An 18,675-nucleotide genomic window follows, 5' to 3' on the forward strand; every position below is an offset into this window, starting at 1 on the left:
CCTTACAGACTGAGAGCCGCGCGCGCGCCGAGCACACTTGCAGCGCCATTAATAACGCGATCTTTCAAAGCAGCAGTTTCGCCAAGAAGGTTCTCTGCAAAATATCGCGCCAAAACCTTGTGGCGGCTGTCGCTGTCAGCCAGCGCACCTTTTGCAAGATATGTTGCACCTGCAGTTAAACCGAAAAGCCGCAAATATGGCGTCGCACCCGCCAGGGCTTCGCTGATGTGCCCATTTGCCAAGGCATCCCGCAACCAATCGCCAGTGCTTTCCAAATCGTTCAATGCAGATTGCAACCGGATTGCGGTCTCTCCAAAATCCGAATTATTCGACACAGCAACAGCATCGGCGATTGTACGAAGCTCGCCAATATAACCCTTGATGTGTTCACCGCCACCCAAAGCCAGTTTGCGTTGGACAAGATCAATAGCCTGAATGCCGTTTGTGCCTTCGTAAATCGGCGCAATGCGGGCATCGCGCAGAAACTGGGCTGCTCCGGTTTCCTCAATAAAGCCCATGCCTCCATGAACCTGTATGCCGATTGACGCGACATCTACGCCTATATCTGTTGAAAAAGCCTTCGCAACCGGGGTCAGCAAATTTGCCCGATCCGCCCAGTGGCGAGCCTCATCAGCAGTGCCGGTCCTTGCCATGTCCAACGCATGCGCACAGGCGTAGGAAATCGCGCGGGCTGCGCCTGTCAGGCCCTTCATCGTCAGCAGATTGCGTTGAACGTCGGGGTGTTCGATGATAGGGCTCATGCCTTCACCAGTCCACCCCGGCGCGCGCATCTGGCGACGCTCACCGGCGTAGGTCAGCGCTTTCTGATAAGCAGCTTCCGCGACGGCCACGCCCTGAATTCCTACCGCAAGACGGGCATTGTTCATCATGGTAAACATGCAGGCCAGCCCGCGATTTTCTTCACCAATCAGCCAGCCGATTGCACCGGGTTCACGACCTTTTGCAAAACCGTCGCCGTAAATCATCGTGCATGTCGGGGAGCCATGGATGCCCATTTTGTGCTCAATACTACTACAGAACACATCATTGCGTGCCCCGAGGGAGCCATCATCGTTGATGAGAAATTTCGGCACAAGAAACAACGAAACGCCTTTGGTTCCGGCTGGGGCGTCGGGCAGGCGTGCGAGAACCAGATGGACAATGTTGTCCGTAAGATCATGCTCGCCATAGGTAATGAAAATCTTGCTGCCGAAGATGCGGTAGGTGCCATCGTCAGCCCGCTCGGCACGCGTACGAAGCGCTCCGACATCTGAGCCTGCCTGCGGCTCGGTCAGGTTCATCGTGCCCATCCATTCGCCGGAAACCAGCTTCGGAAGGTATTTGTTCTGCAACTCTTCCGTGGCATGCGCTTCGAGCGCTTCGATGGCCCCGAGTGTCAGCGTCGGCCCGATGCCGAACGCCATGGAACCAGAGTTCCACATTTCAAAAGTCGCAATAGCGAGCATCATCGGCAGGCCCTGCCCACCAAACTCTTCCTTGCCGGTTAAGGCATTCCAGCCTCCCGAAATCCATTCCTGATAAACGTCCTTCCAACCCGGGGGCATGGTAATGGCAGCGTCTTTCAGCGGGGTGCCGTGTTTGTCACCAAGCTGCAGCAGAGGAGCAACGCGCGATGTTGCAAATTTCCCTGCCTCTTCAAGGATAGCATCCACCAGATCATCGGAAAGATCGCCAAAGCGGCCCTGCTCCACAGCAGCAGCCAAACCAGCGACGTTTTTCAAAGTATGGGCGATATCCTCGACAGGCGCGCGATACATACACAGTCTCCTCATCCGGTAATGCGACATGACATTGCAACCGCTGGGTGCCTAAAGGCAAGAGGATTTTTACGTAAACGTAAGTATTGGTCGGTTTTATATAGCTCTCCCATAGTGTTAAGAGGAAAAATATTTGATCAAAAGTGGAATTTATTCAGCCTGCCAAGCCAGAATCCTATCGCGCAATCGAGAATCTGCGCATTGCAAACAGACCTACCCAAGCGCCAAAACTGCAAAAAACGAGGAACACCCATCCGGATAAAGCTCCAGCATGAACGCCGGAGAGGAGTACACCCACTGTGCAGCCCAGCCCAGTCATGGCGCCCCAGCCCATGAGGATTCCCCCCATACTTCCGCGTATCACATCCCGCAGCGTTGGCCGTTTCGGCTGAAATTGCCCCGCACCGAAAGCGGCAGCAAAACTTGCAAGTACCATCCCGAGCACGAACAGCCCATTTGGTGAGAATACAGTATTCTTTATGATCGTCGCACATCCACGCAATGTATCGAGGCCCAAAAGCGTATCCGGTATGACAGCCGCCGCCGTTCCCGCAGTGCGAACAATGCTTCCAAGTTCCGCAGTAACGCCAAGTGGCGCGATGCGTAAAAATGCAAAAGCCGAAATGAGTGCCACGAGAATCCCCACGGTGATGGGTGGCCATCGCTCAACGAAGACTGCCTTCATCGCACTCGCCAGATCAATAAAATCACTCTGGGCAGTATGCCGTGCTGAAGCCAGTTTAAGCGCAATTACGGCGAGGAAGGCACAAACTCCAAGGCTAAGCGCGATTGTTGCTGGATAGCCGATGGAGTGCGGCAGCCAGACAGATGGGGAATTTGCGACCGATGCCAAGTATAGCGGATTCCATGTCATAAAGCCTATCAGAAACCCGATTGCCGCTCCCCCCAGCGCAAATGGCGACACAGGCGATCCTTCACCCAATCTGTATATATGCGCGGAAAGACACGACCCGGACATAGCCATCCCCAAACCAAACACAAATGCTGCAAGCCCAAGCACAGGACCAACGGGACCTATATGAGCGTTAGGTGGTAGACGACCTAATATGGGCACCGGCACCCAAGCCATCATCACGATGTGGTAGAAAACAACGCCTGCTGCCAAGGCTACGAGAATAGCGATTACACCCTTGGGATCACGCTGCTCTACAAGATCGCGAAAGTTGCAAAGAAAACAAAAACGGGATCGCTGCAGGACGATGCCGAATGCAGCGCCTGTCAACAAAGAGAAAGCAAGGCTCCTCCCACCCTCCAGCCCTGAAATGCTGTTGGCCAAATATGCCAGGCCAAAAAGAATCAACAGGGGAACAATGACGCGCGTACTGAGTAAATTCATTGATCAACTCTCGTCAAAAAGCAGGCGATGTTCTCGCCTGCTTTGATCTGATGTCGAAATCCCGAGCTTATTTACCCGTCCAAACTGTCCCGGAAACGTTGGTAATCGGGACACCCACGGCATTGCCATATTCCGTCCAGGAGCCGTCATAGTTTTTCACATCGTAACCAAGGATACGCTTCAATGCGAACCAGGTGTGCGAAGACCTTTCGCCGATACGGCAATAGGTAATGACGGGTTTCGAGCCATCAATTCCCTTTGCCGCATAGATGGCTTTGATTTCATCAGGTGATTTGAATGTTCCGTCTTCCTTGACGATTGTTCCCCATGGCACGTTTACCGCGCTTGGAATGTGACCTGCACGAAGTGACAACTCCTTCACACCTTCCGGTGCGAAAACCTTGCCGGAAAACTCATCCTTGGAACGAATATCTATAAGGTGATGATCGTTTTTGCCTTCAGCAACTGCCAGGACATCGGTAAATCGTGCTCGAAGCTTATTGTCACGTTCCGGCAACTCCAGTTTTGTAACCTTGAACTCGGAAGTATTCGTTTCCAAAGGAAGTCCCTTGGCTTCCCAAAGCTTACGACCACCGTCCAGTAATTTCACCTGATCCCCAAGACCGTAAACGTCGAAAACCCACGCGCCCCAAGCGGCAAACCAATTGTTGTTGTCGCCATAAAGAACAATGGTCGTATCCTTATCGATACCCAATGACTGCAATTTTTCCTGAAATTTTTCACGTGTAGCAATATCCCGCCTAACGGGATCGACAAGATCCACATGCCAGTTGAGATTGCCTGAGCCGGGAATATGTCCGCGTTCATAAACACCGGTATCGACGCTAACCTCAATCACCCTCACCGAAGAATTCTTGAGATTGTCCTGCAGCCATTCCGCAGTGACCAAAGGTTCTGATGCTTGCGCTGTGGCCGCCAAAAGCAGTCCACTTACGAATATGAAAGCCTTATAAAACCGTTTCAAAACTGCTCTCCTTGATTAAATGATCTCGCTCGTATCTTTGCGAAAGAGGACAGCCGTTAAAAGAAACAAAACTCCAAATTTCTGGCGCACGATAAAAATCATCAGGTATAGATAAGGCGAAAAGCGATAAAACCGCTTTGGTTCATGCGGATGTAATAGTTATACCTTCAATATCAAATCTGGATTCACTTGAAATACTTACATCAATTTGGCGCTGAACCAGACCTAATCCGCAGCTTCTCCAATACGTCATGTCCGTATCAACACTCTGTTAACATTAACGCCATGTTAACCCAATGACGCCACCATCCTCATTGGTATCCAAACAGCATTCCCTTACGAGGCAGCATATTGAATATCCGGCGATCCACATTTGCTTTTGCAGCAATCCTGTTGGGATTGTGGTTCAGCAGCGGTGCGCATGCGGCTTCAGAATTTGCCACACCCTGGTCAAATAAAGCCCGCGCGATAGTGCTTGATGGATACGAGCATAATTCGTTCAATCTTGCTGAAATCGTCAAAGATCCCCGCATAGCAGCTTTCATTCACAAGGGCTCGGATGGTCTGCCCGCCAATTACCATTGCAAGCGCATCACTGATGCTACGCAACAGGAATTGTGCATGCGCATCTGGCGCAATTATGCGGTTTCGCGGGAGCTTTATCAGACCAGGCGAACCTTGGCCAAAGCTCTTGGGCTTAAATGGGGTGCATATCATCTTGGCCGCCCCGGCAATCCGATAGAACAGGCCAATCACTTTATCGATTATGCCGAGCCAAGCGATGACGAGCTGATCGCAATCGACATTGAAGACAATGATCCCGAACGTTTCATGTCATTACAGGACGCTCAGACTTTTGCCGAGCAGATCAAGTTGCGTACGGGCAGGTATCCGGTGCTCTATACCAATGGCACAACGGCGAAATATATTGCTGACAGGCGACTAGAGTTTCCGACTCTATCCCGCCTGCAGCTTTGGTACGCGCGATATGAGGCAGACATTGCACCGCATTTTCCAAAAGGGAACTGGCAGGATTACGCACTGTGGCAATTCACATCACAAAGCAATTGCACCAAACAGCGCTGCCCCTATAGGCCCGTAGGAACCAATCGCGACATTGATGTCAATGTTGCTGACATGACTGTGGCGCAGTTGAAGAACGCATGGCCGTTGGGAGAATTGGTGCGCGCGCTTCCACCGGAAAACCTGCCTATGCCCGGCAACCGCCCTTACCCGCAAGATGATGTGATCATGGCCGCGGCAGAAGTGCCTCTGGTTGATTACCGGGCACTTTGGGAATTGGCACAGACAATAACAACAGAGAATTTCATTGCCGGTATCGGTCAGCTTTTTGTTCCTGCGGATATCGACATGACCATGACAGCTTCTGTCGAAAAGCCACAGAACAAATTCTTCGCATCGGAGAAGTTACAAGTTGTAACGGTCACGCGAGGCTTGAAACAAACAGTTCAACAGTTGCCTTGGTCACCTTTGGCTGCCCCCGTCAAACATTGCGTCGCCAGTCGATAGATTAGCCGCGCTCCCGCTCAATTGCCCGCCAGCCAATATCGCGGCGGTAGAAGCCTTCGGGCCAATCAATCTTCGCGATTGCCGCATAGGCTGCATTTTGCGCCAGCTGAACGGTTTTTCCGCTGGCAGTCACATTCAACACGCGTCCACCATTGGCGATAAGATTGCCGTCTTTCAGTGCCGTGCCCGCATGGAAAATTTCCACGGAATCGTCGGCAGCAATTCCATCGATGCCTTTGATGATACTGCCCTTCTGCGGGGAAGCAGGGTAACCCTTGGCAGCCATTACGACCGTCAACGCCGGATCATCATTCCACCGCACTGACATCTGATCCAGTGCACCATCGGCAGCGGCTTTCAGCAACAGGAGCAGATCGTCTTTCAAACGCAGCATCAGAACCTGCGTCTCCGGATCACCGAAGCGCGTATTATATTCGATCAGCTTCGGACCGTCCCTGGTGATCATAAGCCCGGCAAAAAGCACACCGCTGAACGGAGCACCTATTTCAGCCATTCCGCGCATGGTCGGCTCGATCAATTCGCGCATGGTTCGATCAATGATTTCCTGGCTCATGACAGGTGCAGGCGAATAGGCGCCCATGCCGCCCGTATTAGCGCCGGTATCGCCATCGCCGACACGCTTATGATCCTGAGCTGTGCCAAAAGGCAGGGCTATTTTGCCATCGCAAAGACAGAAGAAACTTGCCTCTTCTCCGTCCAGATATTCCTCGACAACGACTTCCGCGCCAGCTCCTCCAAATACACCTTCAAAGCAGGCATCAACCGCATCCAGCGCGTCCTGAATCTCAAAGGCTACAACAACGCCTTTACCCGCTGCCAGTCCATCGGCTTTCACAACGATTGGAGCACCCTGCTGCCGGACATAGGCTTTAGCTGCATCCGCCTGGGTGAACCTTTGATATGCGCCCGTAGGTATATCAAACCGGGCGCAGAGATCCTTGGTAAAACCCTTTGACCCCTCAAGACGCGCTGCCGCTTTCGATGGACCAAATACAGATAATCCTCCAGCACGCAGATCGTCCGCAATGCCGGCGACCAGTGGCGCTTCAGGACCAACAACCACAAAATCTATCGAATGCTCTTTGCAGAAAGCGAGAACCTGCGCATGATCGGATGGATCAAGGGCAACACATGTTGCCACATTGGCAATACCGGGATTGCCCGGCGCGCAATAGAGTTTTGTCAGAGCGGGCGATGCAGCCATTTTCCATGCCAAAGCATGTTCGCGACCACCGGAACCTATCAGCAAAACATTCATCGAAATTCCGCTCCAAGAAACAATTATTGCCGTGTCGGTATGGCCTTGAGGCGCAAGGGTCAAGCACGCAATAGAAATTTGCCCTGAAAATACGCACAGAGTGCTTGACTGCGCCCGTCGTCGCTGCAAGGTCAAATCATGATTACGGAAAAAGATGATGTTCAGTCGCGGCAGGCCCGTGGCCGTGTGTTCGATGCGCCTTCGGGACATTGGGTCTATCGCACCTTGCCAAACTGGCTCTGGCCCTATGCACAATTGGCGCGCTGGGACCGGCCAATCGGCTGGTGGCTTTTATTGTGGCCTTGCTGGTGGGCAACCGCACTCGCGGCTACGGCAGGTGCGAAGGTTGGCGATGCGATTTGGTCGGTCCTACCCTCGCCCTATCATCTTGTGCTTTTTCTTGTCGGCGCAATCGCCATGCGCGGTGCCGGCTGCACCTATAATGATCTTGCCGATGAAGACATAGACAATAAGGTCGCGCGCACCCGCTCACGCCCCCTGCCATCGGGTCAGGTGACCCGCAAGCAGGCTAAAATCTTTCTTGTGCTGCAGGCATTGGTCGGGTTGGCGGTGGTCGTTCAACTGAACTTTTTCACCATTGTACTTGCCATCGCATCGCTGGCTATAGTTGCCATCTATCCTTTCATGAAACGTATAACGAATTGGCCGCAATTTGTGTTGGGGCTAGCGTTTTCATGGGGCGCACTGGTGGGATGGTCTGCTCATTTCGGTTCACTGGACTGGCCTGCAGTTCTGCTTTACGCCGGATCAATCCTTTGGGTCATCGGCTATGACACAATTTATGCCCATCAGGACAAGGAAGATGACGCGCTGGTCGGGGTACGCTCCACGGCACGGCTGTTTGGCAGCCGCACACGGGAAGCGCTGATGGTGCTTTATGGCGGAGCGTTGGCGCTGTTTCTGGGCGCCTTTGCCGTGGCCGAAGTCCCTATGCCTGCCGTTGCCGGTCTGTTGGCAGCAGGGGCGCATATGTATCGTCAAATCATGACCCTCGACATCGACAATCCGGATGAATGCCTGAGGCTGTTTAAATCGAATACTGTTGTCGGATGGCTGATCTTTCTCGGTCTGGTGGGTGGTGGCCTCTGGACTGTGGTCAAACCGATGTTTTGACAATGGCAGGGCTATTTCGAGCCCTGTGCAATTATTTCTTCGCCACTGATGACCAGACGCAGGCCGAGATCGCCCATCTTCCGGCGGGCAAGAAAGCGTGGGCGGCGACGGCGTGGTTCCCGACCCTGACGGCGTGGTGTCGGCGCGGAGACGGCAACAGGCCCGATGCTGTGATCAAGCTGGCGGGCGACACCATCTTCTTCCACCATCATCATCGGCAGCTTGAACATTGACGACCAGGCACGCCAATCGGCAGCAATGTCATTGAGATCATGCGCGACAAGCAATGGCACCGAAAGATGCGGGTCCGTATGCATGAGTTCCAGAGTGACAGTAATGTCGCCTGCATCATCTTCCGTTGCGCGTGCGGTAACACCGCGAAAAGCACAAGGCGGAAGAGCAAGGGAGACAGGCAGGTTACTCGTTGGCAGAATACGCTTCACCACCGCACCGCGTTCGTGCAACGTGAAGGTGATGTCACCACGGTCATCGCGCGTGGCATAGGTTACTGTCTGTGGCAGGTGGAATGGGTCAAGCCGGAATTCCCGACCTGCCCAAACCGGCTTTACTCCGGCTTTGTTCATTTGACGCCTTCTGTCGGTCCTGAGAGCCGGTTTTCCGGTCTTCTCTGATTTTTATTTCCCTGTAAGGACGGACCATTTTCTGGTCTCGTTAGGGACACAGTAGCGCCAACTTTCCCAATACCGCTTAACGAACTGGGTTAACTCTTTCTGATTAGACTAAATGGTTATCGAAACCCGACCAGCCCCAAGACTTTGGTAAGGTGGATGAACAAATCATTGCGATTTCAGATAACTTTCCCGGGGTTCATAATGCCTGCCGGATCAAAGGATTTCTTGATGCGGCGCATCAGATCAAGCGCCACAGGAGACTTGGTTTCAGACAGCTCTTGCCGTTTCAACTGACCGATCCCATGCTCTGCCGAGATCGAGCCATTATAGGCCCGAACGATGTCATGAACGCTTTTATTGACTTCCACCCAGCGATCAAGAAATGCCTGCTTGTCGGCGCCAACAGGCTGCGAAATATTGTAATGCAGATTGCCATCACCCATATGGCCGAACGAAACAATACGGGCACCTGGAATGAGAGCGAGGACCGCCGCATCGGCCTCCTTTATGAAATCCGGAATTCTCGCGACAGGCACGGAAATATCGTGCTTGATTGAGCCGCCCTCCGGCTTCTGTGCGTGAGACATGGCCTCGCGCATATGCCAGAAAGATTTTTCCTGCGCGGTGCTCTCTGCAATGGTCGCATCATCGACCAGACCTGCTTCGAATGCCTCGGTCAGAATTGTCTCGATGGTCTCACGCGCATCTTCTGCGGAACGGGATGATGAGATATCGAGCAGCACATACCAATTATGAGGCTCCTGCAAGGGATCACGTACGCCTTCTGTGTGGGCGACTGAAAACTCGACGCCAATACGCGGCATGAGTTCAAAACCTGTCAGGGATGCGCCAGCATGGGTCTGAGCCATATTCAGCAATTGCAGGGCATTCTCGGGACTGGAAAGCCCGACATAGGCAACGCCCTTGCCCTTTGGCAATGGAAACAGCTTCATAACGGCGGCGGTAATGATGCCCAGCGTGCCTTCCGCTCCGACGAACAAATCCTTCAGATCATAACCGGTATTGTCTTTCTTGACTGTGCGCAGATCATTCAGGATTTCGCCGGTAGGCAGGACAACCTCTACGCCCAGGCACAGTTCACGTGTATTGCCGTAAGCCAATACCGCCGTTCCGCCCGCATTGGAGGAGAGATTTCCCCCAATCTGGCAAGAGCCTTCTGACCCGAGCGACAAGGGAAACAGCTTGCCCGCCTGGGCAGCCGCTTCCTGTAATTTCTGCAGAACAACGCCCGCTTCAACGATTGCAAGATTGCCGGCAGGATCGACACTGCGAATTTTGTTCAGACGTGCCAGCGACAGGATTACCTGATTTCCGCTTCCATCCGGTATCTGACCACCAACAAGGCCCGTATTGCCACCCTGTGGTACAATCGCAATTCCTGTTTCGGTCGCCAGTTTCAGAATGCTGGAGACTTCATCCACATTGGCAGGACGCAGGACCAGTGAGGTTTTACCGCCGAACTTATCGCGCGGCTCAATCAAATAGGGCTCAATGTCATTCACATCGCGCAATGCATACGTCTCGCCGACCAGTGCAACAAAGCGTTCGATCAAATCCTGCGTCAGTGTCATTTTATTTGTTCCATTTCGGCTACCGACAACGAACGGGGCGCTGCGGCGCGGATAAGACGATCATTGATGGCCTCGCCAAGGCCGTTGAAAGGAATGGGCTCCACCGCAATTGTTGAACTGCCGGTGATATCGAGCCGTTTCATGAAGTCAAAAAGATTGGTTGCTGCCTCATGCAGGCTGCCAATTTCACTGAGATTAAGGATGGCGACTGCGTTTGCATGGCCAACTGCGCGTTCCGGCCCAAATGCCAGCAAGGCTTCGCCTGCTCTGACTTCGTGTACATTCAATCGCATTCCGGCAGATGGTGCATAATGGGAAGCCATCATTCCCGGTGCTTGAATAGCTGCGCGCTGGTCAACCCGGCCGAGCGTCTGGCGGGTGACGGCCTCAATCTCTTCGGCTGCAAGACCGCCCGGGCGAAGCATTAGAATCGTATCGCCATCCACTTTGACAATGGTGGACTCCAGCCCGACTTCCGACGGACCTGCATCAAGGATCATTGCAATCTTTGCACCAAGATCCTGATCCACCGCAATGGCACTCGTGCCACTGATCTTTCCGGATGTATTGGCGCTTGGCGCTGCCAGAGGCCTGCCCAAAGCCGCGATGATTTTTCCGGCCACACCACGCGGCATACGCAAGGCAATGGTATCAAGCCCAGCCGCAACCAAGGGGTGAATATCCGCGTCAGGCTTTAACGGCAAAACAAGCGTAAGCGGTCCTGGCCAGAAGGTATCAATCAACAAGCGCGAAACCGGGTCAATCTTGGCATAGCGCTCAGCCATGGCGATATCGGAGACATGGCAGATGAGTGGATTGAAATGCGGTCTGCCCTTTGCTTCGAAGATACCCGCAACTGCGTTTCCGTTCGTCGCATCGGCGGCGAGGCCATAAACAGTCTCCGTCGGGATAGCCACGAGCTCCCCCCGAGCCAGCATTTCTGCTGCTGCAAGGATTGCCCGTTCATCTATTCCCAAAACTGTAGCCACAAAAGCCTCCAATGGTTGCCACTGACTACACGAATGAGATAGCGCGCCGCAAGTATCGGCTGATGAACAGCTCGAATGATGTCATGTCTAAAATTGAATCCATCGCGAGGAAGGTTTGGCAATGAATCACAGGTAGAGAGGTGCAACTGACCACGGGATTGATCCGCCATGCTTCGACAGTTTATTACAGCTTCCGTTATCGCCTTGATAAGCACATCCGCATTGGCCGATTCGATCATCGCCACCGGATCAACGGCCAAGCCGAACTCCGTGTCCTACATCGGCTATGACAGCTTCGATGCCCAAGGCAATCCGGTTTGCACCCCGTGCCTGGAAAAGACAGCAGAGGAAGCCGCGCGCGAAAAAGCTTATGCAGAGAGACGCGCCCGCTCACGTGAGTATATGGCGCGCCTGCAAGGGAATGCTGTACCGACAGATTCATTGCTTGCCGCCAGGGCATCGGAGCTTATGGCTTCGGGCGATGCAACGCCTGACAAGCCAAAACCGGAAGCGGCAAATACTCCATTACGCGCAGGAATGAACTAGAGCAGGCGAAAACCTTCGCCTATCTTCTTGTCAGCCAACAATTTTCGAAAAATCCGCAACGGTATTGGTTGCCGTGCGAATACGTGAAAGCAGAGCCAGACGATTGGCGCGAATATCCGCATTATCGTCGTTAACCAGCACTTTCTCAAAAAATGAATCAACTGGTTCACGCAAAGCACTAAGTGCGATCATGGCTCCCGAAAAGTCTTCATTTTGAATCGCTTGCGCTGCTTGGCTCTCAGCTTGATTCACCGCCGCATAAAGATTCTTTTCTGCCGCTTCGTTGAAAAGCTCAGGCCTTACATCGTCTGAAATTGCAGTGCCCTTCTTCTCTTCCGCGCTCAGGATATTTGCGGCGCGCTTGGTCCCTGCCACGAGATTCCTGCCATCTTCCGTATTAAGGAAAACCACCAGCGCTTCGACCCGCCGTGCAATGAGCAGCAGATTATCGGAGTCCGGCTTGAGCACAGAATCGATAAGGTCGTGACGGGCACCGAGGTCACGCAGATGCACTTTCAGACGTTCGTGGAAGAACCCCAGAAGGTCGAGCAGGATCGGTTGCGAGCGTTCAGACAACTGGCCGCGTATGCGCTTTTCAAATCCGGAAATCGCATTGGTGACATCTTCCTCACCATCCACATCGCCGGAATTCTGCGCTGCCTGAGCTTCCTCGAAATGCTCGATTCGCTGCTCGATTTTCTCTTCGCGCAACTGGATAAACGCGGATTGGAATATCGGCAAAAGCTCTATCTTCCAGTCGCTCGAAAGCAAAAGCCGGATAACACCAAGCGCAGCTCGCCGGAGGGCGAACGGGTCTTTCGAACCCGTTGGCTTTTCATCGATTGCCCAGAAGCCGACCAGCGTGTCCAACTTGTCGGCCAAGGCGACGGCAACCGAAACAAGATCGCTCGGTACGAAGTCAGATGGACCTTGAGGTTTGTAATGCTCCTCGATTGCCGCCGCTACCGATGCATGCTCCTTTTGCAGGAGCGCATATTTGCGACCCATCCCACCTTGCAATTCCGGAAACTCACCAACGATTTCCGTTGTCAGATCAGCCTTGGCCAGAACAGAAGCGCGTGTCGCCAATGCGGGATCAGCGCCTATAAGCGTGGCAAGTTCACGAGCGAGATTCTTGATGCGTGTTACACGTTCACCCTGAGTGCCAAGCTTTGCGTGGAAAGTGACATTGAGTGCATCCAGCCGGGCCATACGCTGATCGAGTGGTTTCGCCAGATCGAGATCAAACTTGATCGCAGCCGGCGCAAGTGTGTGCATATCCGGCAGATCATGTTGGTCGGTGTTCCAAAAATACAAAGCATCTGAAAGGCGTGCACGCACAACCTTGCCATTGCCGTGGGCGATCTCACGGCCTCCATCCTTCGCTTCAATATTTGAAACAAGAATGAACTTGTTGGAAAGCTTGTCCGCTTCACCCTGCTTGCGTGTGACGAAGCACTTCTGGTTAGTCTTGATGGTGAGGCGGATGACTTCCGGAGGAATGGCAAGGAATTCTTCCTCGAACTCGCCCATCAAGACTACCGGCCATTCGACGAGACCTGATACTTCTTCAAGCAGCGTTTCGTCTTCAACCAGCTCCAACCCTGATGCGAAAGCAATGTTCTGTGCATCGGAAAGGATGATTTCCTTGCGCCGATCCGCATCAAGAACAACCTTGGCCTTTTCAAGCTTGGCGACATAATCGTCAAAACGGCGAACATTTATCGGCTTGCCGTCGCTCAGGAAACGATGACCATAGGTTACATTACCGGAACGAAGTCCATCGACTTCGAAATCGACGACCACAGGCTCTTCGGTTTCAGGACCAAAAGTGCACACAATCGACTGTAGCGGCCTGATCCAGCGCAAACTGCCTGATCTGGAGGAAGCAGCACCCCAGCGCATGGATTTTGGCCACGGGAATTCGCGAATGATCTTCGGCATCAATTCCGCAATGATCTCTTCCGCAGCGCGCCCGCGCTTTGTCAGATGTGCAACGTAAAAATCGCCCTTCTTCGGGTCCGTATGAACGTGGGCTTCGGAAATATCATTCAATCCTGCGGAACGCAGAAATCCTGCAATGGCCTGCTCTGGCGCACTAACGCTTGGCCCTTTACGATCCTCATGAACATCCTTGGAACGTGCTGTAAGGCCGCGTATGTCCAGTGTAAGGCGGCGCGGTGTCCAGTAGTCGCCTGCAGCTTCATAGGTCAGGCCGGCATCCACCAAAGCATCGGTAACCAGCTTCTTCAAATCACCAGCGGCCTTGCGCTGCATGCGTGCGGGAATTTCTTCCGAGCGGAGTTCGAGCAACAGATCAGGCATTATACGGACTCACTCTTGAAATTCAGGCCACCCGCTTCCGTCAGAAGGAACGCCTCACCGCACTGCCGGGCAAGATTACGCACGCGCAAAATATAACTCTGACGCTCAGTTACCGAGATGACGCCCCGCGCGTCGAGAAGATTGAACGCATGCGAGGCCTTGATACATTGATCATAGGCGGGAAGGACCATTTTATGCTGAGGATTATTGTCGCCATCTTTCGGCGCGCCCGCACGCAGCAGTGCTTCACATTCCGCTTCAGCATCCTCGAAATGCCGCAACAGTGTGCCCGTATTCGCATGTTCGAAATTGTGCCGGGAATATTCCTGCTCTGCCTGCAGGAATACGTCTCCATAGGTGACTTTCTCATCGCCTTCTAGACCATTGAAATTCAGGTCATAAACATTGTCCACGCCCTGCACATACATGGCGAGACGCTCAAGACCATAGGTCAACTCGCCAGATACGGGGGAGCATTCGATGCCGCACACCTGTTGGAAGTAGGTGAACTGTGAAACTTCCATGCCATCACACCAGCACTCCCAGCCGAGGCCCCAAGCTCCCAGTGTCGGACTTTCCCAATCATCTTCAACAAAGCGCACATCATGGATCAACGGATCAAGACCAATGGCCCGCAAGGATCCAAGATAAAGCTCCTGCAGATCGGGCGGCGATGGCTTCATGATTACCTGATACTGATAGTAATGCTGCAGCCGGTTTGGATTTTCACCATAGCGGCCATCCTTGGGGCGGCGCGAAGGCTGGACATAGGCTGCTTTCCAAGGCTTCGGCCCGAGCGAACGCAATGTCGTTGCCGGATGAAACGTGCCCGCACCAACTTCCATATCATAGGGTTGCAGGATCACGCAGCCATGCTGCGCCCAATAATTATGGAGCGTCAGGATGAGTCCCTGAAACGAGCGGGTCGGGTGCATATGATCTGGCAAGGGAGAAGTCACCGTGCGGCCTTTATGACTGGAATAAACAGAGAATGCGTGTTTCGTTTAGAGCATGATTTTGTCCGAGAAAGTCATGCAACTTTTCGGGATCATGCTCTAAGACGTGCATTCTGGCCGGTCAAGTAAAACGACGAAATCAACCCTTCTTGTCGGGCGCGGGAGCAGGCTCAACAGGCTTTGGTGTTTCAACACCGTTCTTTGCTACTCCCGGATTCTTCTCATCAGGAAGTCCGTTTTTCAACTTTTCCTCGATCTTGACTAGATCTTCGGGTTCAGGCTTGGAATCACGTGCGTGAGCCCACTGGAAGGTGGCTTCAAGCTTTCGCCCTACGCGCCAGTAAGCATCGCCGAGATGGTCATTGATGGTGGCGTCTTCCGCGAGCAGTTTGACCGCCTGTTCAAGTTGCTGAACAGCTTCGTCGTACCGCCCCAGACGATAATATGCCCAGCCGAGCGAGTCGATGATATAGCCATCCTGCGGCTTGCCAGCGACGGCCTTCTTAATCAGGTCCAGCCCCTGCTCCAGCTTGATATTCATGTCGATCCACGAATAACCAAGATAATTCAGAACCTGTGGCTGGTCAGGATACAACTCCAATGCCTTCTGAAAGTTCGGCTCTGCCTTGTCCCATTCTTTCAGGCGCTCATAGGAAATTCCGCGTTGGTAGAAAATTGTCCAGTCATTGCGAGTGGGCTGTTTCAGTATGGCGACAGCCTTGTCGTAGGTTTCGGCAGCCTGCTTGTAGTTCTTGTCCTGCGCGTAAATGCTGCCGATTGCGAGGTAGGTCCGCATATCCTCCGGGTTGCTCGCAAGCAATCCGTTCAGATGCTTGATGGCCTCATCGTTCTTTTTCAAAATTGCAAGATTGATGGCGAGTTGCATTTCAGCATCGCGGCTATAGGCAGAATCCTTGGCGATCCTGCCAAAATATTCGATTGCCTTGTCCGACTGCTGAAGTTTCGCACTGAGGTCACCCAGTTGATAAAGGGTGGCGTCATGATCCGGGCGAAGCGGTAGCGACATCTGCAGGTAGAGCTTTGAGAAAGCCTCCGCGCCGTTATTATCAATGGCCGTCGCTACGGTGTACAACACCTCTGCAGCGCCCTGTTGCGGGGTCTGGACGAGAGGCTTGATGGTTTTGGCATTGGCAATCTGCTTGCCAAACTCGACGAGAACCATGCGGCCTGACAGCACATTGGTCGCTTCCTTGACCAAAGCTTCAGCACCGGCCTTGTCACCATTGCGGATCTTAAACGAAGCGAAGGCCTCAACGAGACGCTCATATGTGTCCGGCGCGGCAGCGACATTTGCCCGGTCATCAAGAGCGCTTTGATAGAATGCAGCCGCCTTGTTTTTCTGGCCAGCCATGTCGGCAATCAGTGCAGAGCTGTAGGTTTTGAAAAGTGTGAAACCTTCAGGGCCTTTCAATTTGTCAATCATCGCCAAAGCCTCGTTGGGCTTTCCGGCACCGGCTTTGGCAAATGCTGCAATGAGTCCCGTTACCATACGATCCAGATCAGACTGGAGCGAAAGCATCATCAATGTATCGACCTGGCGGTATTGCTTTTTATTGAGAGCATCAATTCCAAGCGCGAGACGCGAGAAACGCTCTATTTCCGGCACTGCCTTCAGCTCAGTGGCCAGCGGCAAGGCTTCTTTGAACTGACCATTGGTCAAAAGCACCAGAAGCAGGCTCTGGCGCAACTCTGTATTCTTGGGATCATAAGACAATGCCTGGCGGTAAAACGCGATGGCACTGTCAAAGTCGTTGTCGCGCTCCGCGGTACGGGCCGAAAGAAAAGCACCTGACAGGTTTCCGGTATTGATGACCGGCGACTGTGTTGTGGTAGCCGTGGCGGGAATTGCACCACCTATCAAGGCAGCCAGTGTAGCTCCCAGAATGGAGCCAAGCATCTTACTGCGCTGCATAACAAATCCCTCTTCATTGCCCAAACGTGGAACGATATTGCGAATCCTCAAGGAAACCATGGCCTTTTTACGGTTTCTGCTCAAGTTTTCCCGAAGACTGAAACAAGAGGTAATTCATGCCCCTCGGTTTACCAGCCTTCAATTCACCCGGCTAATGCAGAAATCGATGACCTCAAGCAAGGCATCCTTCTGCGGCGAGTGATCAAGCGGGGCCAGTGCATCGCGCGCGATTCCGCCGAAATGCCTTGCACGTTGAATGGTGTCGCTCAATGCGCCATAGCGGGTCATCAGACCCTTGGCTTTTTCCAAGCCCTTGTCATCATTCACACCGTTTTCAAGCGCTTCCTTCCAGAACTGCCGCTCTTCCGAAGTCCCGCGCCGATAGGTCAGGACGACAGGAAGCGTAATTTTGCCCTCGCGGAAATCATCGCCGGTGTTCTTGCCGAGATCTTTGGCATTGCCACCATAATCCAACGCATCATCAACAAGCTGGAAGGCAAGACCGAGGTTGAGACCGTATGATCGCAGAGCCTGACGGTCGGTTTTAGACGCGGAGGCAATGATCGGGCCAACTTCCGCAGCTGCCGAGAAGAGTGCCGCCGTCTTTGCCTTAATCACCGCCAGATATTCATCTTCTGTGGTTTCAAGGTTTTTAGCGGCAGAAAGCTGCATGACTTCACCTTCGGCGATAACCGACGCAGAGGTCGCAAGCACATCAAGTGCATCCAGCGAGCCTACCTCGACCATCATCTTGAATGCCTGGCCAAGAAGAAAATCCCCGACAAGAACGCTTGCCTGATTGCCCCAGATCATACGCGCTGTGCTCTTGCCGCGACGCAGGTCGCTTTCGTCAACCACATCGTCATGCAGAAGCGTTGCGGTGTGCATGAATTCAACGCTGGTAGCCAATTTCACATGACCATCACCCTCGTACCCAAACATGCGGGCGGCAGCGAGCGTAATCATCGGGCGCAGGCGTTTGCCGCCAGACGAAATCAGATGGTTGGCAACTTCCGGGATCATTTCCACGTCCGACCCGGCTTTTGACAAAATCAGTTCGTTGACACGGCCCATATCTGCCTTGGTCAAATCGACCAGAGGCTGGACCGAACCGGCACCACTTTTTTTATCTCCGAGACTGACAACAACGCCCAAAATGAAACTCCTACTGCTCTGGCCCGGCGCTCAATTCCAAGGACCGAAATCAATCTCTATATAGGATTGTGGCCAAATCAAAATGCAACTGCGCCCGGCATGATACCGAAAAGATGCGTGCCGCAATAACGCGGCGCCACCTTATTTTGACTGCCTATAACCCGCAAGCGGCGAATTGGCGCGCAGAATTTGGTGCGAGCCACAATATCGTGATAAAGCCCGTTGGCCATGCCCCTGCGATCTTTCCAACGGTAGTTCAAATGATTGAAATAATGCGCCTCAATGACCCCGTCCTTATTTCATTTGTCGAATCATTGCTGAAAGACGCGCAAATCAAATATTTTATCGCTGACGCCAATATGAGCGTGCTTGAGGGTTCGCTCGGCGTGCTTGCACGGCGCGTTATGGTTGATTCAGAGTTTGAAAAAGAAGCACGTCAATTGCTGATTGATGCCGGGATTGAGCAGGAGCTTCGCGGCTGATC

General features: G+C 53.1%; 15 protein-coding genes. 4 read left to right on the forward strand and 11 right to left on the reverse strand.

Going from position 1 to position 18,675, the window contains the following annotated elements:
• Nucleotides 1-2: 2 nt before the first annotated feature.
• The 3 genes from PMI41_RS12495 to PMI41_RS12505 form a co-directional block, all read right to left on the reverse strand.
• Nucleotides 3-1,778 (reverse strand): acyl-CoA dehydrogenase family protein, encoded by a 1,776-nt coding sequence (locus tag PMI41_RS12495; protein ID WP_008125279.1) that lies wholly within the window; start codon nucleotides 1,776-1,778, stop codon nucleotides 3-5.
• Between the two features lie 175 nt (nucleotides 1,779-1,953).
• On the reverse strand, nucleotides 1,954-3,135 hold the full coding sequence (locus PMI41_RS12500; RefSeq protein ID WP_008125280.1) for a YeeE/YedE family protein: 1,182 nt from the start codon (nucleotides 3,133-3,135) through the stop codon (nucleotides 1,954-1,956).
• A gap of 67 nt (nucleotides 3,136-3,202) precedes the next feature.
• Nucleotides 3,203-4,120: a sulfurtransferase gene (locus PMI41_RS12505; RefSeq protein ID WP_008125281.1), complete on the reverse strand. Its 918-nt coding sequence runs from the start codon at nucleotides 4,118-4,120 to the stop codon at nucleotides 3,203-3,205.
• A 351-nt stretch (nucleotides 4,121-4,471) separates the two neighbouring features.
• On the opposite strand from PMI41_RS12505, the gene PMI41_RS12510 reads away from it, so the two are divergent.
• Nucleotides 4,472-5,650 carry a GH25 family lysozyme gene (locus tag PMI41_RS12510; protein WP_008125282.1) on the forward strand — a complete coding sequence of 393 codons (1,179 nt, stop codon included), beginning with the start codon at nucleotides 4,472-4,474 and terminating at the stop codon, nucleotides 5,648-5,650.
• 1 nt (nucleotide 5,651) lies between these two features.
• On the opposite strand, the gene purD is transcribed toward PMI41_RS12510, so the two are convergent.
• Nucleotides 5,652-6,929 carry a phosphoribosylamine--glycine ligase gene (gene purD / locus PMI41_RS12515; RefSeq protein WP_008125284.1) on the reverse strand — a complete coding sequence of 426 codons (1,278 nt, stop codon included), beginning with the start codon at nucleotides 6,927-6,929 and terminating at the stop codon, nucleotides 5,652-5,654.
• Nucleotides 6,930-7,067: 138 nt separating this feature from the next.
• On the opposite strand from purD, the gene ubiA reads away from it, so the two are divergent.
• Nucleotides 7,068-8,063 carry a 4-hydroxybenzoate octaprenyltransferase gene (gene ubiA, locus PMI41_RS12520; protein WP_008125286.1) on the forward strand — a complete coding sequence of 332 codons (996 nt, stop codon included), beginning with the start codon at nucleotides 7,068-7,070 and terminating at the stop codon, nucleotides 8,061-8,063.
• An 11-nt stretch (nucleotides 8,064-8,074) separates the two neighbouring features.
• Here ubiA and PMI41_RS12525 read toward each other — a convergent pair whose 3' ends face one another.
• From PMI41_RS12525 to PMI41_RS12535, 3 genes are all read right to left on the reverse strand, one after another.
• Nucleotides 8,075-8,647 carry a DUF6101 family protein gene (locus tag PMI41_RS12525; RefSeq protein ID WP_008125288.1) on the reverse strand — a complete coding sequence of 191 codons (573 nt, stop codon included), beginning with the start codon at nucleotides 8,645-8,647 and terminating at the stop codon, nucleotides 8,075-8,077.
• Between the two features lie 224 nt (nucleotides 8,648-8,871).
• The gene (locus tag PMI41_RS12530; RefSeq protein ID WP_008125290.1) at nucleotides 8,872-10,287 is read right to left on the reverse strand and encodes an FAD-binding oxidoreductase; all 1,416 of its coding nucleotides are present in this window, start codon (nucleotides 10,285-10,287) and stop codon (nucleotides 8,872-8,874) included.
• Nucleotides 10,284-11,276 (reverse strand): L-threonylcarbamoyladenylate synthase, encoded by a 993-nt coding sequence (locus tag PMI41_RS12535; RefSeq protein ID WP_008125292.1) that lies wholly within the window; start codon nucleotides 11,274-11,276, stop codon nucleotides 10,284-10,286. Before PMI41_RS12535 ends, PMI41_RS12530 begins: the two co-directional genes overlap by 4 nt.
• A 168-nt stretch (nucleotides 11,277-11,444) precedes the next feature.
• Between PMI41_RS12535 and PMI41_RS12540 the strand changes: the two genes are divergently transcribed.
• Entirely contained in the window at nucleotides 11,445-11,822 is a 378-nt protein-coding gene (locus PMI41_RS12540; RefSeq protein WP_008125293.1) for a hypothetical protein, read from the forward strand.
• Between the two features lie 30 nt (nucleotides 11,823-11,852).
• Here PMI41_RS12540 and glyS read toward each other — a convergent pair whose 3' ends face one another.
• The 4 genes from glyS to PMI41_RS12560 form a co-directional block, all read right to left on the reverse strand.
• Nucleotides 11,853-14,147 carry a glycine--tRNA ligase subunit beta gene (glyS, locus tag PMI41_RS12545; RefSeq protein WP_008125294.1) on the reverse strand — a complete coding sequence of 765 codons (2,295 nt, stop codon included), beginning with the start codon at nucleotides 14,145-14,147 and terminating at the stop codon, nucleotides 11,853-11,855.
• Nucleotides 14,147-15,082, reverse strand: coding sequence for a glycine--tRNA ligase subunit alpha (locus tag PMI41_RS12550; protein ID WP_040854761.1), 936 nt, complete (start codon nucleotides 15,080-15,082; stop codon nucleotides 14,147-14,149). The genes glyS and PMI41_RS12550 overlap by 1 nt, the downstream gene beginning before the upstream one ends.
• A gap of 160 nt (nucleotides 15,083-15,242) precedes the next feature.
• The gene (locus tag PMI41_RS12555; protein WP_008125298.1) at nucleotides 15,243-17,036 is read right to left on the reverse strand and encodes a tetratricopeptide repeat protein; all 1,794 of its coding nucleotides are present in this window, start codon (nucleotides 17,034-17,036) and stop codon (nucleotides 15,243-15,245) included.
• A 138-nt stretch (nucleotides 17,037-17,174) separates the two neighbouring features.
• Nucleotides 17,175-18,191, reverse strand: coding sequence for a polyprenyl synthetase family protein (locus PMI41_RS12560; RefSeq protein WP_008125300.1), 1,017 nt, complete (start codon nucleotides 18,189-18,191; stop codon nucleotides 17,175-17,177).
• Between the two features lie 260 nt (nucleotides 18,192-18,451).
• Between PMI41_RS12560 and PMI41_RS12565 the strand changes: the two genes are divergently transcribed.
• A complete protein-coding gene (locus tag PMI41_RS12565) occupies nucleotides 18,452-18,673 on the forward strand; it encodes a DUF2007 domain-containing protein (RefSeq protein ID WP_040854800.1) in 222 nt (73 codons plus the stop codon).
• Nucleotides 18,674-18,675 lie beyond the last annotated feature (2 nt).

It is taken from the genome of Phyllobacterium sp. YR531, assembly GCF_000282595.1.
Lineage (GTDB): Bacteria > Pseudomonadota > Alphaproteobacteria > Rhizobiales > Rhizobiaceae > Phyllobacterium.